At 68.9% G+C, this 23,387-nt stretch carries 19 protein-coding genes; 5 read left to right on the top strand and 14 right to left on the bottom strand.

Annotation, left to right across the window (positions count from 1 at the left end; all coding sequences use genetic code 11):
* Nucleotides 1–5: 5 nt before the first annotated feature.
* Nucleotides 6–920: an NAD-dependent epimerase/dehydratase family protein gene (locus NKI68_RS17555; RefSeq protein WP_254544421.1), complete on the bottom strand. Its 915-nt coding sequence runs from the start codon at nucleotides 918–920 to the stop codon at nucleotides 6–8.
* Between the two features lie 90 nt (nucleotides 921–1,010).
* Here NKI68_RS17555 and NKI68_RS17550 point away from each other — a divergent pair, with 90 nt between their 5' ends.
* Together NKI68_RS17550 and NKI68_RS17545 are read left to right on the top strand one after the other, a co-directional pair.
* Entirely contained in the window at nucleotides 1,011–1,550 is a 540-nt protein-coding gene (locus NKI68_RS17550; RefSeq protein ID WP_254544420.1) for an HTH domain-containing protein, read from the top strand.
* A 152-nt stretch (nucleotides 1,551–1,702) separates the two neighbouring features.
* Nucleotides 1,703–2,881, top strand: coding sequence for an NAD(P)/FAD-dependent oxidoreductase (locus NKI68_RS17545; RefSeq protein WP_254544419.1), 1,179 nt, complete (start codon nucleotides 1,703–1,705; stop codon nucleotides 2,879–2,881).
* A gap of 1,206 nt (nucleotides 2,882–4,087) precedes the next feature.
* Here the strand turns inward: NKI68_RS17545 and NKI68_RS17540 are convergent.
* The 11 genes from NKI68_RS17540 to gyrB form a co-directional block, all read right to left on the bottom strand.
* Nucleotides 4,088–4,513 carry a rhodanese-like domain-containing protein gene (locus tag NKI68_RS17540; RefSeq protein ID WP_254544418.1) on the bottom strand — a complete coding sequence of 142 codons (426 nt, stop codon included), beginning with the start codon at nucleotides 4,511–4,513 and terminating at the stop codon, nucleotides 4,088–4,090.
* Between the two features lie 47 nt (nucleotides 4,514–4,560).
* The gene (locus NKI68_RS17535; protein ID WP_254544417.1) at nucleotides 4,561–5,367 is read right to left on the bottom strand and encodes a nucleoside phosphorylase; all 807 of its coding nucleotides are present in this window, start codon (nucleotides 5,365–5,367) and stop codon (nucleotides 4,561–4,563) included.
* Between the two features lie 45 nt (nucleotides 5,368–5,412).
* Complete coding sequence (cdd, locus tag NKI68_RS17530; RefSeq protein WP_254544416.1) at nucleotides 5,413–5,826, bottom strand: cytidine deaminase; 414 nt, start codon at nucleotides 5,824–5,826, stop codon at nucleotides 5,413–5,415.
* A 59-nt stretch (nucleotides 5,827–5,885) separates the two neighbouring features.
* A complete protein-coding gene (locus NKI68_RS17525) occupies nucleotides 5,886–6,989 on the bottom strand; it encodes an ABC transporter permease (protein ID WP_254544415.1) in 1,104 nt (367 codons plus the stop codon).
* Complete coding sequence (locus NKI68_RS17520) at nucleotides 6,982–8,295, bottom strand: ABC transporter permease (protein WP_254544414.1); 1,314 nt, start codon at nucleotides 8,293–8,295, stop codon at nucleotides 6,982–6,984. Before NKI68_RS17520 ends, NKI68_RS17525 begins: the two co-directional genes overlap by 8 nt.
* Entirely contained in the window at nucleotides 8,292–9,971 is a 1,680-nt protein-coding gene (locus NKI68_RS17515) for an ABC transporter ATP-binding protein (protein WP_303657479.1), read from the bottom strand. Before NKI68_RS17515 ends, NKI68_RS17520 begins: the two co-directional genes overlap by 4 nt.
* Before the next feature lie 39 nt (nucleotides 9,972–10,010).
* Nucleotides 10,011–11,135, bottom strand: coding sequence for a BMP family ABC transporter substrate-binding protein (locus tag NKI68_RS17510; RefSeq protein ID WP_254544413.1), 1,125 nt, complete (start codon nucleotides 11,133–11,135; stop codon nucleotides 10,011–10,013).
* A 148-nt stretch (nucleotides 11,136–11,283) separates the two neighbouring features.
* Nucleotides 11,284–12,651, bottom strand: a complete 1,368-nt coding sequence (locus NKI68_RS17505; RefSeq protein ID WP_254544412.1) for a phosphohexomutase domain-containing protein — start codon at nucleotides 12,649–12,651, stop codon at nucleotides 11,284–11,286.
* 115 nt (nucleotides 12,652–12,766) lie between these two features.
* Nucleotides 12,767–13,225 carry a DUF5793 family protein gene (locus NKI68_RS17500; RefSeq protein WP_254544411.1) on the bottom strand — a complete coding sequence of 153 codons (459 nt, stop codon included), beginning with the start codon at nucleotides 13,223–13,225 and terminating at the stop codon, nucleotides 12,767–12,769.
* Between the two features lie 89 nt (nucleotides 13,226–13,314).
* Nucleotides 13,315–15,822 carry a DNA gyrase subunit A gene (gene gyrA, locus NKI68_RS17495; protein ID WP_254544410.1) on the bottom strand — a complete coding sequence of 836 codons (2,508 nt, stop codon included), beginning with the start codon at nucleotides 15,820–15,822 and terminating at the stop codon, nucleotides 13,315–13,317.
* An 85-nt stretch (nucleotides 15,823–15,907) separates the two neighbouring features.
* Nucleotides 15,908–17,824: a DNA topoisomerase (ATP-hydrolyzing) subunit B gene (gyrB, locus tag NKI68_RS17490; protein ID WP_254544409.1), complete on the bottom strand. Its 1,917-nt coding sequence runs from the start codon at nucleotides 17,822–17,824 to the stop codon at nucleotides 15,908–15,910.
* A 168-nt stretch (nucleotides 17,825–17,992) separates the two neighbouring features.
* Here gyrB and NKI68_RS17485 point away from each other — a divergent pair, with 168 nt between their 5' ends.
* The 3 genes from NKI68_RS17485 (at nucleotide 17,993) to NKI68_RS17475 (ending at nucleotide 21,807) form a co-directional block, all read left to right on the top strand.
* On the top strand, nucleotides 17,993–20,380 hold the full coding sequence (locus NKI68_RS17485; RefSeq protein ID WP_254544408.1) for a DNA topoisomerase VI subunit B: 2,388 nt from the start codon (nucleotides 17,993–17,995) through the stop codon (nucleotides 20,378–20,380).
* Between the two features lie 3 nt (nucleotides 20,381–20,383).
* Nucleotides 20,384–21,487 carry a DNA topoisomerase IV subunit A gene (locus NKI68_RS17480; RefSeq protein ID WP_254544407.1) on the top strand — a complete coding sequence of 368 codons (1,104 nt, stop codon included), beginning with the start codon at nucleotides 20,384–20,386 and terminating at the stop codon, nucleotides 21,485–21,487.
* 74 nt (nucleotides 21,488–21,561) lie between these two features.
* Nucleotides 21,562–21,807 carry a hypothetical protein gene (locus NKI68_RS17475; RefSeq protein ID WP_254544406.1) on the top strand — a complete coding sequence of 82 codons (246 nt, stop codon included), beginning with the start codon at nucleotides 21,562–21,564 and terminating at the stop codon, nucleotides 21,805–21,807.
* A gap of 106 nt (nucleotides 21,808–21,913) precedes the next feature.
* On the opposite strand, the gene NKI68_RS17470 is transcribed toward NKI68_RS17475, so the two are convergent.
* Nucleotides 21,914–22,663: an MBL fold metallo-hydrolase gene (locus tag NKI68_RS17470; RefSeq protein WP_254544405.1), complete on the bottom strand. Its 750-nt coding sequence runs from the start codon at nucleotides 22,661–22,663 to the stop codon at nucleotides 21,914–21,916.
* 43 nt (nucleotides 22,664–22,706) lie between these two features.
* Nucleotides 22,707–23,342 carry an HTH domain-containing protein gene (locus NKI68_RS17465; protein WP_254544404.1) on the bottom strand — a complete coding sequence of 212 codons (636 nt, stop codon included), beginning with the start codon at nucleotides 23,340–23,342 and terminating at the stop codon, nucleotides 22,707–22,709.
* Nucleotides 23,343–23,387: the final 45 nt, after the last annotated feature.

Here is a 23,387-nt window from a genome sequence, read left to right as displayed (position 1 = left end):
CGCGGTCACCGGTAGGGGGCGCAGACCCGGGCGACGCCCTCCTCGAAGTCGACCCGCGGCTCCCACCCGGTCGCCTCCCGCATCTTCGTGGGATCGGCCATCGTGTCGTGGACGTACACCGGCAGGGGGTTCTCGACGTACTCCGGCTCGACGTCGGTGCCGAGTTCGGCGTTGATCATGTCGATCATCTCGTTGAACGAGTAGCTCTCGCCGGTCCCCAGGTTGTAGACCCCCTGGAGGCGGTGGTCGGCGGCGAGTTCGATGCCGCGGACGACGTCGTCGACGTGGGTGAAGTCGCGGGTCTGCGAGCCGTCGCCGAAGAGGACGGGCCGCTCGCCGTTCGCGATCTGGTGGGTGAACTGGGCGACCGTGTTGGCGTACTCGCCCTTGTGCTCCTCGTTGCCGCCCTCGAACCCCTGGTAGACGGAGAAAAAGCGGAGGCCGGCACAGCGCACGTCGTAGTGGTTGTAGAAGTACTCGCCGTAGCGTTCGCGGGCGAGCTTCGACGCCTCGTAGCCCGTGCGGGCCTCGACGGGCATCGACTCCGGCGAGGGTTCGGTGCGCGAGCCGTAGATGGAGGAGGTGGAGGCGTAGACGACCGTGTCACAGCCGTCGTGACGGGCCTGATCGACGGTGTTGACGAACCCCTCGACGTTCACCCGCGCGCCGACGCGGGGGTTCTCCTCGTGCATCTTGTACGAGGAGAGGGCGGCGAGGTGAAACACGACGTCCACGTCGGTGGGGAGGTCGTCGTCGAGGACGCTCGCCTCGACGAACGTCACGGCGTCGTCGAGGTTGTCGGGCGTGCCGAGGTAGAGGTCGTCCACGGCGACGACGTCGTTCGACGCCGCGAGGTGGTTGGCGAGGTTCGACCCGATGAATCCGGCACCGCCCGTCACGAGGACTCGTTTGCCTTCCATACTCACTCTCCCAGGGGCGGGATACTAAGCGATACCGCCTCGCCCCGACTCACCGTCGGACTTATTGCGGGTAGTTTCAAATGATAAGCCATGTCATCAATCGAACTCACCTCGAGCCAGCGTGAGATCCTCCAGGAACTCATCAACCTCTATGGGGTCTCGGAGCGGGCGGTAAAGGGCGAGGACATCGCGGCGAAGGTAGACCGCAACCCGGGCACCATCCGCAACCAGATGCAGAGCCTCAAGGCGCTCCAGCTGGTCGAGGGCGTCCCGGGACCGAAAGGGGGGTACAAACCGACCGCGACCGCCTACGAGGCGCTCGAACTCGAACAGCTCGACGAACCGGCGGACGTCCCCTTCTACCACAACGGCGAGCGCGTCCCGGACGCGAACGTCCAGGAGATCGACCTGACGAGCGTCCACCACCCCGAACTCTGTCGCGCCGAGATCCGCCTGCACGGCTCCATCAAAGACTTCCACGAGGGCGACACCGTCGTCGTCGGTCCGACCCCCCGCTCGAAGCTCCGCATCGAGGGCGTCCTCGACGGGAAGGACGACACGAACAACGTCCTCATCGTCTCGACGACGGGCATGGAAGCGCCCTCCGGCGAGGAAGCGCCCGAGCACTGATCCGCGCGGCTCCGTAACGCCTCTGTTCTCGCCCGCTCTGTCGCCGGCTCCGGATCGATCGATCACACCGTCGATTTGCGATAAAATGCCACGATACGGACGCTCACGACCGTTCCAAAGCCTTTGTATCCGAGGGGGTTGCAGAGGTGGACATGACGGAAAACGTCGTCGTCCTCGGTTCCGGGTACGCCGGGGCCGGCGCGGTCAAGAGTATCGAAGAGAACCTCGGTGATCGAGTCGACCTGACGTGGATCTCCGACGTGGACCACCACCTGGTGCTCCACGAGGCCCACCGCGTCATCCGTACCCCCGCGGTCAAGGAGAAGATCGCCCTCCCCGTCGAGGAGATCAAGGCCCCCTCCACCCGGTTCATCCAGGCCGCGGTCACCGGCCTCGAGACCGACGACCGCGAGATCGAACTCGACGACGGAACGACCGTCAACTACGACTACTGCGTGGTCGCCATCGGCTCGCGAACCGCCTTCTTCGGCATCGAGGGGTTACAGGAGCACGCCCTGACCCTCAAGTCGCTCGACGACGCGCTCGAGATCCACGACGCCGTCAAGCGGGCCGCCCGCGAGGCCTCGCGCAGCGACCGCGCCCAGGTCGTCGTCGGCGGCGCGGGCCTCTCCGGCATTCAGAGCGCCGGCGAGATCGCCGAGTTCCGCGACAAGCACCGCGCGCCCATCGACATCCACCTCGTCGAGGGGCTCGACAACGTCTTCCCGCCCGGCGCGCCCGAACTACAGGAGAAGCTCGACGAGATGCTCCGCGAGCGCGACGTCAACATCATGACCGGCGAGTTCATCGGCGAGGTCGACGACGACACCGTCTACATCGGCGACGACACCGAACTCGAGTACGACGTCCTCCTCTGGACCGGCGGGATCACGGGCCGGGAGGTCGCGGAGAACGTCGACGTCGAACAGGACGAGCGCAGCCACCGCTTCACTACCCGCTCGACGTTCCAGACGAGCGACGAGCGCGTCTTTGCGCTCGGCGACACCGCGCTCGTCGAACAGCTCGACGGCGAACCCGCCCCGCCCACCGCACAGGCGGCCTGGCAGGCCGCCGAGGTCGTCGGCGAGAACGTAAAGCGCGCCGTGAACGGCCAGCCGCTCAAGCAGTGGGAGCACGTCGACAAGGGGACGCTCATCTCGGTCGGCGACGAGGCCGTCGCCTACGGCGTCAAACCCGCTAACGGCTTCTCGCTCCCCGTAAAGCTGTTCGGCGGGTTCCCCGCCGAGGCGCTCAAGAAGTCGGTCGCCTCGCGCTGGATCAACCGCGTCTCGGGTCCCGGTCGCGCCGCGAAGGCGTGGCCGGATATGTAGACGCACCTTTTTTGGCGGAGTCCTCGGCGCGGCGAAGCCGCGCCTCGAACCCCGCCAAAAAATCTGCACCAAAAAACGCCGCTCGCTCGTTTCACTCGCTCGCGGTACGACACGGAGCGCACCGCGGCTGCTGTCGGCTCGACGGGTGCCGAACGTTTGTGACATCCTCCCCGCGGTAACCGGCGGGGCTTCCCACGCCCGCACCGCAGTGCGCTGGTTTGGGAACCTCGGGTTTCCGGCCCGACGTGCCGGGGGGAGTGCCACGCCCCCGTTACTCCTATCGGGTGTCCAAGACGGACACGGCGACTCGGAGGTATCTGGTTGTTTTGTGTCGGTGTGTTGTTCGAAGGCTTACCTTTTGATGAGGCAAACACCAAGTCAACTGCCAGTTTTCGAACGGTCAGTTACGACGGGGGGCCGTCGCAACGACACTCACAGACGCGCAGTATGGGCACTCAAGCCTTTCGATTTCGCCGGTTACGACCAAAGACGGCGATTCATCCCCGCCCTCAAGGGCGGGGGTTTCTCGCCTGCAACCACATAACCGAGAACGGGATCAGGCTCCCCCGTGACCTGAGAGTCGCCGCGGGGCGCGAGCGGTTGTGCGACGTCACGCCCCGCGGAGCGGTCGCGGTGCCGACGTCGTCTGCACGCCCACGTTTTGCTGTCGTCCTCAGAACCGCTTCGCGGTTCTGATGGGCTGTCCCAAGAACGACGAAGTCGTTCTTGTGGGCATGGAAGACGCGTTGCATCTTCCACACGGCACGAGAGCGAAGCTCTCGTGAACGCCGAAAGGCGCTTCGCGCCTTTCGAGATCTCGAAGTGCCGGAGGCACTTCGACGAGTCCGCAGGAACTTCGCTCCTGCGAGATCTCGGAAGACCTCCGGTCTTCCGACGAGTCGTCGGAGCAGCTTCGCTGCTCCGAGATGACGAGAGACGCCTCTGGCGTCTCTCGGACCACGCTCACTCGGCGCTGCGCGCCTCGTTCGCTGGCAAAAGCTGGAGCAAACCCTCCTCACCCCCTCGTCGCACCTCCGGCGCTCCTCGGGGGGTCGTCACCGGAACGCGGCGCGTTCCGGTTGGCTCACGAGCGTTTCACTCTCGTGAACGTCGGTCCGCTCGTTCGCGCCTGCGGCGCTCACTCGCGGGTGCTCGACGCCACGCCCCGCGACCCCTGGCGGGGGTCGCCCGTTCGCCCGCCCCGGCCTACCCGTCGGACCGGTTCTCGTAGTCGCGCTGCTCGACCTCCTCGATCGGGTATCCGGCCTCCTGCCACGCGGTGAACCCGCCGCCGAGGTGTGCCACGTCCTCGAAGCCCATCTCGCGTAACCGCGCGGCGGCGAGCGCCGACCGGCCCGCCTCGTTACAGAACAGCACGTAGCGCCGCCCCGGGTCGAAGTAATCGCGGTAGTACTTCGTCTCCGGGTCCGCCCAGAACTCGAGCATCCCGCGCGGCGCGTGCTTCGCGCCCGGTATCGTCCCCTCGAGCCACAGCTCGCGCACGTCGCGGACGTCGACGAGCGTCACGTCCTCGTCGTCGTACGTCCCGAGGACCTCCTCGATCGAGAGGCGCTCTACGTTCCGCTCCGCCTCCTCGGCCATCCCCCACGCGGTACGGCGCAGTTCGGTCATCGCCGTGTGGTGCGGCGACGAGTGCCAAAGGTCTGTCGACGAGCCGTTCACTCAAGCGAGAGCCCGGCGTGCCAGCGGTCGGCCCCGGCCTCGGCCTTGACGGCGTCCATCCGCGCGAGAAGGTGGACCGCGAGGGAGGCGGTCTCGGCGGCCCGGTTCTCGCCCTCGACGCGGAACTCGCCGGTGGTGCGGTTAGCGTAGACCGTACACACGGCCCCCGCGCGCAGGCCGTAGACGTTCGCGAGCGTGAAGATGGCGCTCGCCTCCATCTCGAAGTTCTTCACGTTCGCGTCGCGCAGTTCCTCGAACAGATCCGTCCCCGCCCGGGAGACGTATCCCCCGAAACCGGGGCGACCCTGTCCCGCGTAGAAGGAGTCCGTCGAGGCGGTGAGGCCGACGTGGTAGTCGTAGCCGAGGCGTTCGGCGGCCGCGACGAGCGCCGTCACGACCTCCTGGTCCGCGACCGCGGGGTACGTCTCGCGGACGTACGCCGCGCTCGTCCCCTCCTGCCGGACGCCGCCGGAGGAGATGACGAGGTCGCCGATCGCCATCTCCGGCTGGATCGCGCCGCAGGAACCGACCCTGACGAAGGTGGTCGCGCCGACCGCCGCGAGTTCCTCGACGGCGATGGCCGCCGACGGACTGCCGATCCCCGTCGACGTGACGGAGATCGGCGTCCCCTCGTACTCGCCGGTGACGGTGCGGTACTCGCGGTGTGAGGCGACCTCCTCGGCGGCGTCCCAGCCGGCGACGATCTTGTCCACGCGCTCGGTGTCGCCCGGCAGGAGCACCGTCTCGGCGACGTCGCCCGGTCCAGCCTCGATGTGGTACTGCACGTCGTCTGCGTCGCTCATGCGCGACGTTCCTCGTCGGCGAACAAATAGCAGGTGGGTTACGCGCTACGAGCGCCGCCCACGGGCGGCCTCCAGCGTGTCGAGCGAGATCGTGTTCGGGAGGAGGTCGCCGAGCGCGTACTCGCGGATCGAGTCGCCCTCGTCACAGAATACCGGGAGGTCGTCCTCGCTGAACTCGGCGAGCGTCTGGCGACACATCCCACAGGGGGTGACGCCGTCGCGCGCGCCCGAGGAGACGGCGATACGCGCGAACTCGGCGTGGCCGTTCTTGACCGCCTCCGCGACGGCGACCTCCTCGGCGTGTAGCGAGTTCGAGTAGTTGGCGTTCTCGACGTTACAGCCGGTGTAGACGGTGCCGTCGGCGGTCTCGAGCGCCGCGCCGACGCGGTACTCGGAGTACGGAACGTAGGCGGCCGCGAGGGCTTCGCGGGCGCGCTCGACGAGTTCGGTCGCCTCCATGAAACGCCGTTCGCGGACTCGGGAGAAATAGCCTGTGCACGCCGCCCGCTCGTCCGCGGTCAGTCCTCGCCGGACTCGTAGTGCTCGCCCGCCGCGGCGGGGATCTTCGTGCGGCCGACCAGCGCGAGCACGACGATGACCGACACGTAGGGGATGAGTCGGACGAGCGGGTTGGGGACGCCGAACCCCCCCGACTGCAGGCGGATCTGGACGGCCTCGAGCCCCGCGAACAGCATCGTCGAGAGCAGCGCGCCGACGGGGTTGTAGTTGCCGAACAGGTAGGCGACGATGGCGATGAATCCCTTGCCGTTGACCATCGTCTGGCCGCCGCCGGTGAACTGGCCGAGGCTGAGCGCGAGGCTCGCCCCGCCCATCCCGGCGAACACCCCCGAGAGGAGCACCGCGGCGTAGCGAACCCGGTGGACGCTCACGCCCACCGTGTCGAGCGCCTTCGGGTTCTCGCCGCTCGCGCGCACCCACCGGCCGAACGGCGTGCGGTTGAGCACGTACCAGCCGACGGCGACCGAGAGGAACATGAGATACACCGTCGGCGAGGCGGTGAACAGCGCGCCGAAGAACGGGATCCCGCCCAGCGCGCGGAGCAGTTCCGGCACCGCCGGGACGCCGAGCGAGTCGATCAGCCGCGGGAGCGACGTGAACGTCGCCACCTGTGCGGTGTTGATCTGGTCGTAGATCACCTGCGAGAGGAACGGTGCGAGGCCGAGCGCGACGAGCCAGATGGCGAGCCCCGCGATGATCTGATCGGCGCGGAACTCGATGCAGACGACCGCGAACACCGCCGCGAGCAGGACGCTCGCGGCGACGCCGAGGAGGAAACCGAGCCAGACGCTCCCGGTCACGTCGACCCCGTAGATGGCCGTGAACGCCGAGACGATGAGCAATCCCTCCAGGCCGATGTTGATGACGCCGCTCTTCTCGGCGAAGATGCCGCCGACCGCCGCGAGCGCGATGGGGACGGCGAGCCGGAGCGTCGACGCCAGCGTCGACGTCCGGGTGACGATGTCGAGCAGGACGCCGGCCCACGACGTCGGAAACAGGAGGCCGACGATCGCAAACAGCGCCAGCAGGAGGCCGCCGCCGCCGGCGATGTGCGCTCGCGAGATCCCCCGCCACCCGGTCGAAGCGACGGTCTCGTTACTCATCGGACGCACCTCCGTCGCGGTCGCCGCCGTCCGTCGCGACCGGCCTCGCCGGGTCGAGATCGACGACCCGCTGGCCGACGATTCGGAAGAACTCCGGCATCGCCACGAACAGGATGATCAGCCCGCGGAGGATGCCGACGAGTTCGACCGGCACGTCGAGCGCCGTGTCGAGCTGGATGGCGAGCGTCCCGCTCTTGAGGAGGCCGAACAGGAACGCCGCCGGGATCACGCCGAGCGGGTTGTTCCCCGCGAGGATGGAGACGGTGATGCCGTCGAACCCGTAGGCGGGGATCGGCGTCTGGAAGTACCCGAAGAACATGACGGCGTAGACCATGCCGCCCACGCCGCCGAGCGCCCCCGAGAGGGTCATGCTGGAGACGATCGTGCGTTTGGCGTCCACGCCGCCGTACTCAGCCGCCTCCGGCTGGATGCCGCTCGTCCGCAGGTCGAACCCGTACGCGGTGTGGCCGAGCAGGTAGTAGATCCCGCCGACCAGCGCGAGCGCGACGAGCAGCGCGAAGATCGAGAACCGCGAGTAGCCGAACAGCGTGTCCGCGAACCCGGCGAACGCGGGGAGGTCGCGCGTCTTCGTCGCCAGTGCCTCGGGGTCCTTGAAGTGGTTCCCGACGAGGTAGAGCGCCAGCAGCGACGCGACGAAGTTCAGCATGATCGTCGTGATGACCTCGTTCGCGTCGGCGTACGCCTTCAGGATCCCCGGGATCGCCCCGTAGAGGCCGCCGAACAGCGCCCCGACGAGGAGACCGACCAGGAGGATCAGCGTCGTCGCGACGAACGTCCCGGCGGCACCGCCGACCAGCCCCGACAGGGCGGGCGCGACGGCGAGCATCGCGAGGACGGAGGCGAGACCGCCGGCGATCAGTTGCCCCTGCGTCCCGATGTTGAAGATGCCGGCGCGGAACGCCACCGCGACCGAGAGCCCCGTGAACACGAGGATCGTCGTCTCGGCGAGCGTCCGCGCGACCTTCGGATTGAGCGGGCTCCACCCGCGCTGGATCGGCGGCGCGAACTGCCCGTGTAGCGGGTCGAAGTAGGGGTTGATGGGGTTGCCGAGCGCCCCGAGGAACAGGCGGTCGTACACCCGCGCGGGGTCGTAACAGAACCCGACGCCGAAGTAGTGCACGCCCGTCCCGGGCGCGCAGGTGGTCATCCGTCCCGCCGCGAGGACGATGACGGTGCCGACGAGCATCGAGAGCAGGAGCGCCGCGGCGCTGATGAGGAACCGTTCGGTCGCAGAGGCCCGCACGAGTCGTTCGAGGGCCGCCTCGACGCGGTCGCGCGCGCTCACCGGCCCTCACCTCCGCCCGCCGTCGCCTCGTGACCCGCCCCGTCCGTCTCGCTCGTCCCGTCCGCCTCGTTCGCACCCTCCGCCTCGTCCGCCTCGTCAGCGCCGACGGACGAGGATTCGCCCGCGCCCGCTCCGTCGTCCAGGCGGACCGTCTCGCCCGCGTCGGGGCGCTCGCCCGCCATCAGCAGGCCGATCTCCTCCTCGGTGACCGTGTCGGGATCGACCACGTCCATGATCTCGCCGGCGTGCATCACCGCGAGGCGGTCGGAGAGGCCCTGTACCTCCTCCAGTTGCGAGGAGACCAGCAGGACCGCGACCCCCTCCTCGCGCAGCGCGAGCAGTCGCTCGTGGATGAACTCGGTCGAGCCGATGTCCACGCCGCGGGTCGGATGTGTGGCGATCACGAGCCGCGGATCGCGGGCGAACTCCCGCCCGACGATGAACTTCTGCTGGTTGCCGCCCGAGAGCGCCCCCGCGTTCGCGTCGGGGTTCGGCGGGCGGACGTCGTACGTCTCGATGACCGCCTCCGCGTGCGCACGGGTCCGCTCCCAGTCGATGCGTCCGCCGCGGGCGTACGGCTCTCGGTGCTGGTTACCCAGCAGGCCGTTCTCCACGAGGTCGAACTCCATCACGAGCCCGCGCTCCTGGCGGTCCTCCGGGATGTAGGCCATCCGCCCCTCGATGCGCTCGCGTCGGGACGCGTCGGTGACGTCCTCGTCGCCGAGGAGGATGCGCCCCGCGTCGGGGCGGCGCAGGCCGGTGATCGTCTCCACCAGCTCGGACTGGCCGTTGCCGTCCACGCCGGCGACGCCGAACACCTCGCCCTCGCGGACGCGGAACGACGCGTCGGCGACGGCCGGCACGCCGCGGTCGTCGGCGACCGAGACGCCGTCGACGGTCAGAACCGTCTCCCCGGGGGCGCGGGGGCGCTTCTCCACGTCGAGGAGCACCTCCCGGCCCACCATCAGCTTCGCGAGCGATTCGCGATCCGTCTCCTCGGCGGCGACCGTGCCGACGTTCCGGCCGTCCCTGAGGACGGTGATCTCGTCGGCGGCGTGCATCGCCTCCCCGAGCTTGTGGGTGATGAAGACGATCGTCTTCCCCTGCTCGGTGAGTTCCTCGAAGACCGAAAAGAGGTCCTCGACCTCCTGGGGCGTGAGCACGGCGGTGGGTTCGTCGAGGATGAGCACGTCCGCGCCGCGGTACAGCGCCTTCAGGATCTCGACGCGCTGCTGGACGCCGACGCTCACCGCCTCGACGCGCGCGTCGGGGTCCACGTCGAAGCCGTAGCGCTCGCCGAGGTCGGCGACCTCGCGGGCGGCCCGCTCGCGGTCGACGGTCAGCCCGAACCACTTGCGGGGTTCGTTCCCGAGGGTGACGTTCTCGGCGACGGTCATCGGATCGACGAGCATGAAGTGCTGGTGGATCATCCCGACGCCGGCGTCGATGGCGTCACGGGGGGAGTCGAACGTTCGCGGCTCGCCGTCGACGATCACTCGGCCCTCGTCCGGTCGGTAGAGGCCGTAGAGGACGTTCATCAGCGTGGTCTTGCCCGCTCCGTTCTCCCCGAGGAGCGCGTGGACCGTACCGCGCTCGACGGAGAGGTCGACGGCGTCGTTGGCGACGACGCCGGGGAACCGCTTCGTGATCCCGTCGAGGTGGACGGCGGTCGTCATCGTACGGGGGTGTGGGTTCGATGTCGCATCGGATCGTCGTTAGACCTTCGAGGGGTCGGTTGGGACCGTGATCGTCCCGTCGATGATCTTCTCCTGGGCGGTCTGGATCCGGGACTTGACCTCGCCCGAGATGGACCCCCCGAGTTGCTGTCCGTAGACGAGTTCGACCCCGTCGTCCTTCAGGCCGAGCGTCGTCGTCTGCCCGCCCTCGAACTCGCCGTTCACGACGGCCTCGATCGAGGTGAAGACGGCCGTGTCGACGCGCTTGACCATGCTCGCCAGGATGACGTCGGCGAAGTTCTCCTTCGTGACCGACTGGTCGCGGTCGACGCCGATGGCGAACCGCCCCTGCTCCTGGGCGGCCTGGAAGACCCCCGTCCCGGTGTTGCCGGAGGCGTGGTAGATGATGTCCGCGCCCTGGTTGTACTGGGAGAGGGCGGTCTCCTTGCCGCCGGTGGGGTCGTTGAAGCTGCCGACGTAGTTCGAGAGCACCTCGACGTCGGGGTTGGCCGCCTTCACGCCCGCCTCGTACCCGGCCTCGAAGCGACCGATGAGCGACCCCTCGACGCCGCCGACGAAGCCGACCTTCGCGTCGCCGTTCGTCTTCCCCGCGCCCGCCGAGAAGTCCGTCGTGGTGAGGAGACCGGCGAGTTGCCCCGCGAGGTACGAGCCGTCCTGCTCCTTGAAGACGTAGCTCGCGACGTTCTTCGCGTCGACCACGCTGTCGACGATCATGAACTTCTGGTCGGGGAACTCCGGCGCGGTGTTCTTCAGCGCGTCCGTCTGGAGGTAGCCGATGCAGCAGACGAGGTCGAAGTCGGGGCTCGTCGACTGGGCGTACTGCCGCTGGAACGTCGAGAAGTCCGACTCGCTGCTCGGTTCGCCCTCCTCGTACGCGACGTTCAGCTTCTTCTTCGCCTCGATGACGCCCTGCTGGGCCTGGTCGTTGAACGACCCGTCGCCGAGACCGCCGGTCGCGTACACCATCGCGATCTGCGCCGCGGCCTCCGCGGAGCCGCCGCCGGTCCCGTTGGAACCGTTGCCGCTCCCGTTTCCGCCGCCGTCGCCGTCTCCGGAGCCGCCCTCGGTCGGCCCGCCGGTACAGCCGGCGAGACCGGCCGCCGTAACGATACCCGCACCCTTGAGGAAATCACGCCTCTCCATGGCTATAGACACCTACCAAGAAACCGTGACGGATCCCGAATAAGTACATCGTTTCACCGTTCGCCCTGCCGCGTCGTCACACGCGTCATTATTTCCGAGATAGGTGTATGAATTCATTCCGACGACGCGGGTCCGGCGCGTCGTCGACTCACCCGGCGTCGGCGACGGCCCCCTCGACGGCGTCGACGACCCGATCGACGAGCGCGTCCACGTCCTCGCTCTCGGCGTAGACCCGGACGTAGGGTTCGGTGCCGCTCGGGCGGACGAGCGTCCACGCGCCGCCGAAGTCGAGGCGAACGCCGTACTCCGTCTCGACGGCCGCCTCGGGGAACGCCGTCGGCAGGCGCGCCTCCAGCAGCCGCATCGCGCCCGCCTTGCGCTCGTCGGGGCACCGGACGCTCACCTTCCGGTACGGCCGCTCGGTGACGGGGTCGCGGAGCGCGGCGAGCCCCCCCGTCAGGTCGGCCGCCGCCGCGTCGGCGACGAGCGTCGATAGCACCGCGGCGCTCGCGACGCCGTCGATCCACGGGCCGAACGCGGTGTGGACGTGCTTCCACGGTTCGCCCGCGAAGACGACGTCGCCGCCCGCGGCGCGCGCGGCCGCGATGCCCTCGTGGAGCGCGCCGAGTTTCACCCGCTCGGTGCGGCCGCCCGCGTCGGCGACGCGCTCGTCGATCCGTCCGGAGGCGTTCGGCGTCGTGACGACGACCGGGTCGGCCGCGTCGCTCGCGCGGACGTAGTGCTCGGCGAGGATCGCGAGGACGGTGTCCTCGTGGACCACCTCGCCGTCGCGCCCGACGACGACGATGCGGTCCGCGTCCCCGTCGTGGGCGAGGCCGAGGACCGGGGCCGGGCGGTCGGCGACGAACCGCCGGAGGTCGGTCAGCGTCTCCGGCGTCGGCTTGCTCGGCCGGCCCGGGAAGTGACCGTCGACGTTCGCGTTGAGCGCGACGACGTGCGCCCCGAGCGCGCGGAGCACCTGCGGTGTCGCGAGCGCGGCCATCCCGTTTCCACAGTCGACGACGATCGTCAGACCGTCGAGCGCGGGGCCGCGCTCGCGGGCGTACGCGACGACCGCCTCGCGGTAGTCCGGCAGGGGGGCGACGCTCCCGCCGTCGCCCCACTCGTCCCACGGGACGGGACCGTCGCTCGCCCCGACGCGCGCCTCGATGCGCGCCTCCCCCTCGCCGTCGTACTCCTCGCCGTCGACGAACAGCTTCAGTCCGTTGTCCGTCGGCGGGTTGTGGCTCGCGGTCACCTGCACGCCGTGGCGGCCCCGCGCGGCGAACGCGAGCGCCGGGGTCGGCACCCGCCCCGCCCGGCGGACCGTCGCCCCGGCGCTCTCGGCTCCGGCCTCGACCGCGGCGGCCAGCGCGGCCCCCGTCTCGCGGCCGTCGCGCCCGACGACGAGTTCGTCCGCCTCCCGGCCGACCGCGCGCCCCACCGCGAGCGCGAGTTCGGGGGTCACCCGATCGCGGACGTCGCCGCGGATCCCCGCGGTTCCGAACAGTTCCATGGACGTACGGCCGCACGGGAGGTACTTATCAGGTACCGTCTTCCTCCGGCCGCAACGGGGAGGCGAGCGGCCCCGGGGAGGAGAGGGAACTCCCGCGAAAAAGGCGCAGGCGCTCTCAGAGTTCGACGCCGCTGGGGATGAGGCTGTGCTGGCGGAGGAGTTCGCCGTCGAGGTCGTAGACGAGGAACGTCGACTTGTCGTAGCTGACGAGCTGTCGGTCGCCGGTCGAGATCGCGATCTGATACCGGCCGTCGTCGATGTCTGCCGCCTTCCCGTACTCGCGGGCGGCGTGCACGAGATCGAGGACCGTCCCGCCGTCGACGTTCACCTCGAAGACGTAGTCGCCGGTGATGCGATTTGTCATGGCGAAGACGCCGATCGCTTCGGGGACCATCTCCGACTCCCGGAGCCGATAGGAGACGTCGATCTGCTTCGAACCGAGCGTCGCGCCCGACTCGTCGATCAGACGGTCCTCGAACTGTCCCTCGGGACCGATGAACTCGATGTCGACCACCGGCTTCGCGCCCTCCTCGGAGCCGGGGTCGACGTCGAGGGTGAAGTAATCTCGCCTCATCTATCGTGTGGTTGGCCGTCGGGGGCCATGAACGTAACGCCGCGGGGCGATTTCGACGCTCGCCTCTCCCGGGCGTCAGCGGCCCCCACTCACTCGGAGGCGTCGGCGCGGGTCGATGCGTCGAACACGTCGACGCTCGCGACCCAGTCGCGGTCGTCGAGGCGCATCACCCGCACCCCCATCGTGTTCCGGCCCTGCTCGGACACCTCTCGGGCGTGCGTCCGCATGATCTGCCCGCCCTCGCTCATGATGACGAGGTCGTCGTCCTCGCTCACGGTCTTCAGCGCGACGACGTGGCCGTTCCGCGCGTTCGTCTTGATGTCGATGAGCCCCTTGCCGTACCGGGACTGCCTGCGGTACGCCGAGAGCGGCGTGCGCTTGCCGTACCCGTGCCAGGTCACCGTCAGCAGGTCGCGGTCGTCGGCCTCCGTCGCGCAGACGAGGCCGACGACGGCGTCGCCCTCCCAGTCGCGTCGGTCGGCGAGGTTCTCGCTCCCGACGTTCCGGTCGGTCAGTTTGATGGCGTTGACGCCGCGCGCGGTGCGGCCCATCGCCCGCGCCTCCGTCTCGTCGAAGCGGATGACCATCCCGCCCTCCGTGCCGACGATCACGTCGGACTCGCCGTCGGTGACCGCCACGTCGACGAGTTCGTCGCCCGCCTCGAGCGAGACGGCGCGGATGCCCGTCGAGAGGATGTTGTCGAACTCGCCGACCGGCGTCCGCTTGATGTAGCCGCCGCGGGTGACCATCGTGAGGAACTCGTCCTCGTCGAAGTCGTCGGTGTTGACGATGGCCGTCACCCGCTCGTCGCGGTCGAGCGAGAGGACGTTGACCGCCGACCGACCGCGGGCGGTGCGACCCATCTCGGGCAGTTCGTAGGTCTTCAGCTGGTAGACCTGCCCCGCGCTGGTGAAACAGAGGAGGTAGTCGTGCGTGCTCGCCTGGAAGACGGTGCTCACCCGGTCGCCGTCCTTCAGCCGGGTGCCGATGATGCCCTTCCCGCCGCGGTGCTGCGGGTCGAACGAGGAGAGGGGCATCCGCTTCACGTAGTCGTCCTCGGTGAGCACGACGACCATCTCCTCCTCGGGGATGAGGTCCTCGTCGGTGACGCTCCCGGTGTCCTCGACGATCGCGGTGCGCCGGTCGTCGTCGTACTTCGCCTTCACCTCGAGCAGTTCCTCCTCGATGACGCCGAGCAGTTCGGACTCGTCGCCGAGGATGGTCTCGAGGCGCTCGATCTCGGCAGTGACATCCTCGTACTCCTCGCGCAACTCGGCCGCCTCCATCGAGGTGAGGCTCCCGAGCTGCATCCGGACGATGTGCTCCGCCTGCGCCTTCGAGAACTCGAACGCCTCGCGCAGGGCGGCCTTCGCGCCGTCGCGGTCCTCCGCGTTTCGCACCAGGCCGACCACCTCGTCGACGTGTTCGAGGGCCTTCAGGCGACCCTCGAGGATGTGCGCGCGGTCCTCAGCCTCCGCGAGCAGGTGCTCGCTGCGCCGGCGGACGACCTCCCGACGGTGCTTCAGGTACTCCTCCAGCAACTGCTTCAGGTTCAGCACACGGGGCTGGCCGTCGACCAGCGCCAACGAGATGACGCCGAACGTCCGTTCGAGGTGGTGTTCGAGCAGCTGGTTTCTCACCACGTCGGCGTTCGCGCCGCGCTTCAGCTCGATCACGACGCGGATCCCCTCGCGGTCGGACTCGTCCCGCAGGTCGCTGATACCCTCGATGCGGCCGCTGTTGACGTCGTTCGCGATGCGCTCGATGCGCCGGGCCTTGTTCTCCTGGTAGGGGAGTTCCGTGACGACGATCCGGCCCTCCTCCTCGTCGACCTCCAGTTCGGCGCGCACGCGGAGCTTCCCGCGGCCGGTCTGATAGGCGTCGTAGATGCCTTGTCGGCCGACGATATTCGCCCCCGTCGGGAAGTCCGGCCCCTGCACGAACTCCATGAGGTCGCTCACCGTGCAGTCGGGGTTGTCGATGAGGTGGACGACGCCGTCGATCACCTCGCCGAGGTTGTGCGGCGGGATGTTCGTGGACATCCCGACGGCGATCCCCGACGCGCCGTTGAGCAGGAGGTTCGGCACCGCCGCCGGGAGGACCACCGGCTCCTGCAGGCGGTCGTCGTAGTTCGACTCGAAGTCGACGGTGTCCTTCTCGATGTCGCGGAGCATCTCCTCCGCGAGGGGTGCCATCCGCGCCTCCGTGTAGCGCATGGCGGCCGGCGGGTCGCCGTCGACGCTCCCGAAGTTCCCCTGGCCGTCGACGAGCGGGTAGCGGAGCGAGAACTCCTGGGCCATGCGGGCGAGCGCGTCGTAGATCGACTGGTCGCCGTGGGGGTGGTAGCTCCCCATCGTGTCCCCGACGATGTTCGAGGCCTTGCGGTGGCCCGCGTTCGAGGAGATCCCCTCCTCGTGCATCGCGTAGAGGATGCGCCGCTGGACGGGTTTCAGCCCGTCGCGAGCGTCGGGCAGCGCGCGACCGACGATGACGCTCATCGCGTAGTCGATGTACGACTGCTCCATCTCCTCCTCGACGCGGACGGCGCTCACCCGATCCGCGGCCGGCGGCTCCTCGCCCGGGAGGTCGGCGCTCATCGGCGCACCCCCGGCGTCGCTTCGATCCGTCCCATACCTGTCTCTGTCTCGGTGGTAATCGCGTCCATTGTCGTGTCTCGTCCCGTCAGATGTCTACCCACTCTGCGTCCGTGGAGTGCTCCTTGATGAACTCGCGGCGCGGTTCGACCGCGTCCCCCATCAGCACGGAGAACATGCGGTCGGCCGCGGCCGCGTCCTCGATGGTGATCTGCTTCAAGATGCGGTTCTCGGGGTCCATCGTCGTCTCCCAGAGCTGCTTCGGGTTCATCTCGCCGAGGCCCTTGAACCGCTGGACCTGGTCCGGACTCCCGCCGCAGACCTCCCTGACGACGCGCTCGCGCTCCTCCTCGGTCATCACGTCGTACGTCTCGCCCCTGTACCGGATGCGGTAGAGCGGCGGCTGGGCCGCGTAGACGTAGCCCGCGTCGAGCAGCGGCTGCATGTGCCGGTAGAGGAAGGTGAGATACAGCGTGCGGATGTGCGCGCCGTCCACGTCCGCGTCGCTCATGATGATGATCTTGTGATACCGGGCGTCCTCGATATCGAACTCCTCGCCGATCCCCGTCCCGATCGCGGTGATGAGGTTCCGGATCTTCTCGTTCTCCAGCACGCGGTCGAGGCGGTGCTTCTCGGCGTTGAGAATCTTGCCGAACAGCGGGAGGATCGCCTGGAACTCGGGGTTTCGTGCCTGTTTGGCCGACCCCCCAGCGGAGTCGCCCTCCACCACGAACAGTTCCGCCCGCTCGGGGTCGCGCGTCTGGCAGTCGGCCAGCTTGCCGGGCAGCGAGGTCGAGGAGAGGGCGCTCTTTCGCCGGGTGAGTTCCTCCGCCTTCTTCGCCGCCATCCGGGCCTTCGCCGCCTCCACCGCCTTCGAGATGATGGTCTCGGCCGTCCGCGGGTGCTCCTCCAGGTACGTCCGTAGCTCCTCGTGCATGGCGCTCTCGACGATGCCGCGGACCTCGCTGTTGCCGAGTTTCGTCTTCGTCTGCCCCTCGAACTGCGGGTCGGGGTGCTTGACGGAGATGACGGCGGTGAGGCCCTCGCGGATGTCCTCGCCCTTGAGGTTGCCGTCCACGTCGTCCGCGAGGCCGTTCTTCCCGGCGTAGTCGTTGATCACGCGCGTCAGCGCCGTCTTGAACCCGGTGAGGTGGGTGCCGCCCTCGCGCGTGTTGATGTTGTTGGCGAAGGCGTGGATCGAACTCTGCACGCCGTCGGTCGCCTGCATGGCGACCTCGACCTGGATCCCCTCCTGCTCCGTGGCGAAGTAGACCACGTCGTCGTGGAGGGCCGAGCGCGTCTCGTTGAGGTACGCGACGAACTCGCGGATCCCGCCGTCGTACTTGAACGTCGCCTCCTCGCCGGAGCGCTCGTCGCGGAGCGTGATCTCGACGCCCGGGTTGAGAAAGGCGAGTTCCCGGAGCCGGGACTCGAGCGTCGTGTAGGTGAAGTCGGTCGTCTCGAAGATGGCGTCGTCCGGCCAGAAGCGGACGGTCGTGCCCGTCTCCTCGTCGGGGGCCATGTCGCGGACGCGCTGGAAGGCGTCCGGCTCGGGTTCGCCGTGGTCGAAGCGGTCCGTCCAGACCGCCCCGTCGCGGCGTACCTCGACCTCGAGCCACTTCGAGAGGGCGTTCACCACGCTCACGCCGACGCCGTGGAGGCCGCCGGAGACCTGGTAGGACTTGTTGTCGAACTTCCCGCCCGCGTGGAGCACGGTCATGATGACCTCGAGCGCGGGGAGGTCGTACTCGCTGTGCGTGTCGACTGGGATGCCGCGCCCGTCGTCGGTCACCGTCACCGAGTCGTCCTCGTGGATGGTGACCTCGATGGTGTCGCAGTAGCCGGCCAGCGCCTCGTCGATGGCGTTGTCGACGACCTCGTAGACGAGATGGTGGAGCCCGCGAGTGTCCGTCGAGCCGATGTACATGGCGGGCCGTTTCCGAACGGCCTCGAGCCCCTCGAGGACCTGGATTTGACCCGCGCTATAGTCTGATTCGTGAGACATGAACTTCTTGGCAGTCCTTAGAAGTTGCTCCTCATAAAACCCTCGCACGCGCGCGGGCGCAGTGACGCTATACTGCCATCACGTGTCACGGTTTTCGCGCGCCGACGAACCACTTTCACCTCGCTTGCGCGGAGGTTTTAAGCTGGGCTTCACAAAGAGGGAACAGGAATGACGTCATACCAGTCGGAACTCGGTGGCGGCGGTAACGTCGCCGAGGAACTGGCGAAGGGCCAGCGAGCCATCTCCATCGCCGAGTTCTTCGAGAAGAACAAGCACATGCTCGGCTTCGACAGCGGGGCGCGTGCGCTCGTCACCGCCGTCAAGGAGGCCGTCGACAACGCCCTCGACGCCACGGAGGAGGCAGACATCCTCCCCGACATCTACGTCGAGATCGCGGAGGCCGGCGACTACTACCGGCTCGTCATCGAGGACAACGGTCCCGGCATCACCCGCGAACAGATCCCCAAGGTGTTCGGGAAACTGCTGTACGGCTCGCGGTTCCACGTACGCGAGCAGAACCGCGGACAACAGGGCATCGGAATCTCGGCCGCGGTGCTCTACTCGCAGCTGACGAGCGGCAAGCCTGCGAAGATCACCTCCCGAACGCAGGGCGACGCGGAGGCGCAGTACTTCGAGCTGATCATCGACACGGACGAGAACGAACCGGAGATCGCAGTCGAATCCACGACCTCCTGGGAGCGCCCCCACGGGACGCGCATCGAACTGGAGATGGAGGCGAACATGCGCGCCCGGGGGCAGCTCCACGACTACGTCGAGAACACGGCGATCGTCAACCCCCACGCCCGCATCGAGTTCCGCGAGCCGAGCGAGCACCTGAAGTTCGAGCGCGCGACCGACCAGCTCCCCGCCCGGACCGAGGAGATCCGCCCCCACCCTCACGGCGTCGAACTCGGGACCCTCATCAAGATGCTCGGGCGGACCGACTCCTACTCGCTGTCGGGGTTCTTCCAGTCGGAGTTCACGCGCGTCGGCCAGAAGACGGCAGACAGCCTGCTCGAGAGCTTCCGCGACCAGCACTTCGGCCGCGAGATGAGCTGGCGGCCGCCGGAGGCCCACGAGGAACCGGACGTCGAGGCCGCCGTCGCCGAGGCCGTCAACGGCAAGGGCGCGGAGGCGACCGAGGCGTTCGCCGGGGCGATCGCCGACGTCGTGACCGAGCGCACGCGTCTCTCCCACCACGAACTCGTCGCCGTCGTGGGGAACGCCGCCGATCGCGCCGCCGAGGAGACGGGGACCACCTTCGGCGACACCGTCCGGGAGCGGGCGGTCGAGGCCGCGTGGGAGGCGATTACCGCCGACCGCGAGGCCGACCTCCACCGCCTCGTCGACGAGGTCACGACCAGCCGGAAGGACGACGCGGCCGTCTCCGCCCTCGCGCGGCGCATCGCGACGACGTTCGCCACCGACGAGGACGCGCGCGACCGCGTCACCCGCGCGACGCTCGCGGCGCGGGTCGACCGCGCCGCCGACCGCGCCAGGGAGCGCGAGGACGTGAGCTTCGGCGAGACGGCCCGCGAGAACGTCGTCGAGGCGATCTGGGGGGTCTGTCGGACCGTCCCCGACGAGGTGCCGAAGGTGAGCCAGGTGGCGGACGATCGCGACGCCGCGAGCGACCTCCTGGAGGCGATGCGCGCCACCGACATCCTCGCGCCGCCGACCGACTGCCTCGCGCCGATCACCGCGGGACTGCTGGAGGAGGGCCTGCGCAAGGAGTTCGACGCCGACTTCTACGCGGCGGCGACCCGCGACGCGGAGGTCCACAGCGGCGACCCGTTCATCGTCGAGGCGGGCATCGCCTACGGCGGCGATATCCCGGCCGACGGGCGGACGAAGGTGTTGCGCTTCGCCAACCGCGTCCCGCTCGTCTACCAGCAGGGTGCCTGCGCCATCACGGGCGTCGTGAAGCGGATCAACTGGCGCAACTACGGCCTCGACCAGCCCGGGGGGAGCGGCATGCCGAACGGCCCGGCCGTCCTGATGGTCCACGTCGCCTCGACGAACGTGCCCTTCACGAGCGAGTCGAAGGACGCCGTGGCGAGCGTCCCGGCCATCGAGGACGAGATCGAACTCGCCCTCCGCGAGGCCGCCCGCGACCTCAAGCGCTACCTGAACAAGCGCCGGTCGATGGAGCGCCGCCGCCGCAAGCAGGACGTCATCGCGGAGATCCTCCCGCGGATGGCCGAGAAGCTCTCGGCCGTCACCGAACGCGAACCGCTCGCGATCGAGGACTCGCTGGCGCGGATCATGAACAACGTCCTCGTCGAGCGTCGGGTCGAGGACGGCCGCGTGCGCGTGGTCGTGCACAACTTCTCCGATACGAACGAGCGACTCGACGTGACCGACATCGTCAGCGCCGACCCGGGCGACCTCGAGGACGCCACCGTCGTCGAGATGGACGGCGAGTGGTTCGTCAAGTGGAGTCCGACCGTCCCGAGCGGCGAGCGGGCAGTCATCGAGTACGACGTGGACGGAGAGGCGTCGTTCGACATCACCGTCGAGGGCGTCGAGCAGACGAAACTCACCATCAACGCGTAACCCATGAGCACAGATACACCCAACCCGAAGAACGACGAAGCGCGCGAACGACTGATCGACCTCGCCGCGGCGTTCTACGACCAGTTCGCGGCGGGCGAGGTCCCCGAGATGCGCATCCCGACGCGCACGAAGTCGAACATCGAGTACGACGAGGAGCAGGGCGTGTGGGTCTACGGCGACCGCCACTCCACGCGCTCGGCGAACTCCGTCGGCGGCGCGCAGAAGCTCCTGAAGGCCGTCTACGTCATCGACTTCCTCTCGAACCAGCTCGAGGAGGGACGCTCCTCGACCCTGCGTGAGCTGTACTACCTGAGCGAGTCGTGGGACGCAGACGCCGCGCAGTTCAGCGACCAGGACGAGTCGAACCAGCTCGTCGAGGACCTGGAGATCGTCTCGCACGTCACCCGCGAGGACTTCAACATGCGCCCGGAGGAGTCCGGCGCGACCCTGATGGGACCGCTCTTCCTCCGCGAGCAGACCCGCCGCGGCGAGCGCGAGATCCACTGCCAGGAGGACGTCGGCGAGGGGGGCTACCAGATCCCGAACAACCCCGACACCATCGAGTTCCTCGATCACGACGCCGACTTCGTGCTGTGCGTCGAGACCGGCGGGATGCGCGATCGGCTGGTCGAGAACGGCTTCGACACGGACTACAACGTCATCATCGTCCACCTGAAGGGCCAGCCCGCCCGCGCGACCCGACGCATCACCAAGCGACTGCGCGACGAACTCGACCTGCCCGTGGTGGTGTTCACCGACGGCGACCCGTGGTCCTACCGCATCTACGGCTCGGTGGCCTACGGGTCGATCAAGTCCGCGCACCTCTCGGAGCGCCTCGCCACCCCCCAGGCGCAGTTCGTCGGCATCCAGCCGTCCGACATCGTCAGTTACGACCTCCCGACGGACCCCCTCAGCGACTCGGACGTGAACGCCCTCCAGTCGGAACTCGAGGACCCCCGCTTCCAGTCGGAGTACTGGACCGAGCAGATCGAACTCCAGCTCGACATCGGGAAGAAGGCGGAACAGCAGGCGCTGGCCTCCCGCGGGCTCGACTTCGTCACCGACACCTACCTCCCCGAACGGCTCTCTGAGATGGACGTCGTCTGATCGGCGGGTCGGTCGTCGGGAGACTCTCGCGGCCGTGAATCACGGTTTTCCGGCTCGCCCTCCACACTGTAGACATGGGAATGAACGGCTGGACCCGCCGCCGCGACCTGGAGGGCGGCAAGCAGGTGTGCATCTGGCTGGAGGAGGAGGGATCGCGGGAACTCTACGTCGAGGACCAGCGATACAAGGGAGAGCCCTACGCCGTCTGGCTCTACGACGACGCGACCGACGAGTGGACCGACCTCGGGACGTTCGAGGGGGTCGAGGCCGCGATCGACCGCGCGATGGAGTGGGCGACGGCGGAGGCCGACGACGAGTGACGGGAGCGACGGCGATGGACGACGATCGGCGGTGACAACCCGCGGGGACGACCCGCGGCGACCGACGACCGGTCGGGAGTAGCGCCGCGCGCCCGGCGCGCCGGCGTCACCGCTCGTCGAGGACGACCGGGATCCCGCGCCCGGCCACGTCCGCCGCGAACGCCCCGGAGTCCGCTTCGAGCGCCGCGAACGTGTTGTAATGGATCGGGAGGACGAGTTCCGGGGCGATCGTCTCGGCCAGGTCGGCCGCGCCCTCGCGGTCCATGGTGAACGACCCGCCGATCGGCGGGAGGAGGAGCGTCGCGTCGACGGCCTCCTGATCCGGGAGGACGTCCGAGTCGCCGGGCCAGAGGGCGGTCGCGCCGCCGATCTCGAGGACGAAGCCGCAGCCGAATCCCTCGGGGTGGTACGGCTCGCCCCCCTCGCGGGTGTGCGGGCCGTCGGGTTCGTTGTACGCGGGGATCGCGCGCACCTCGACGCCGTCGAAGGCGACCTCGTCGCCGTAGCCGACGCGCTCGACGTGGTAGGGAAGCCCCTCGACGGGTTCGACGTCCCGCGAGACGTTCGCCGCGTCCACGGCCTCGTAGACGACGAGGGTGGCGTCCTCGCCCGCGACGCGCCGGACGGCGTCGGAGTCGTAGTGGTGGTCGTGGGTGACACAGACGAGGTCGCCGTCGCGGGGCGCGTAGTCCCGCGCCGGCGGGTGGCCGACGCCGGGCGTGTCCGGTTCCCACTCGCCGGTCAGCACGCCGTAGCGACCGGGGTCGAGGTAGGCGACGAACCCCTCGGGCGTCTCGATGCGGACCGTGGCGTAGCCGAACCAGTCGATCGCGAGTCCTCGGTGGCGGACGGTCATGGAGGGCGTACGGAGCGACGGGACAAAAAGCCGGACGACCGCGTCAATCGAGCGGCCGGTCCACCCGCATCGCCGGCGCGGTTCGGAGTTCGAGCGCGTCCCGATAGCGTCCCCCGGGCGCGACCGTCGCCGTCCAGCGGCAGTCGGGGCAGGCGAAGACGCCCTGTCCCGAGACGACCTCCCGGGTACAGCCGGGACACGTCCCGACCGCGTCGGGTTCCGACGGGACCACGTCGGCGACCCGCGGCGGGAGGTCGCCGGCGCGCAGCGTCGCGGTCGCCTCGGTGACGCCGTGGGTTCGCTCGCCGTCGGTGTGCGGGAAGACCGCGCCGAGGCGGTCGTCGACGTAGACCGCGAGACACATGAGCGGCGTCCGCAGCACCTCGCGGCGTTCGTCCGTTATCTCAGAGATCAGGGTCAGTCGTTCGAACGGCGGGCAGACGCTGACGCCCTCGCGCTCCGCCCACCGACTGAACCGCCGGAAGGTCGCGAGCGTCTCGTCGGACGTCACCGATCCCGAGAGGCTGACCTCGTCGGGCCACGCCCGCACCAACAGCGCGTCGACGTGCCCCTCGCGCTCGCACCGTTTCAGCGTCTCGACGTGCGCGTCGATCGGTTCCAGGAGCTGCGTCGGCCGGACGTAACACGCGACAGTAAGTTCCCCGGTAGCGTTTGACATGGTCGTCCCCCAGATGGCACGGGTTGTCACGACAATTCGGTTCGG

It is taken from the genome of Halomarina pelagica (assembly GCF_024228315.1).
Classification (GTDB): domain Archaea; phylum Halobacteriota; class Halobacteria; order Halobacteriales; family Haloarculaceae; genus Halomarina; species Halomarina pelagica.
The sequence above is the reverse complement of the archived record's forward strand: the minus strand, read 5'-3'. Positions and strand labels throughout refer to the sequence as shown.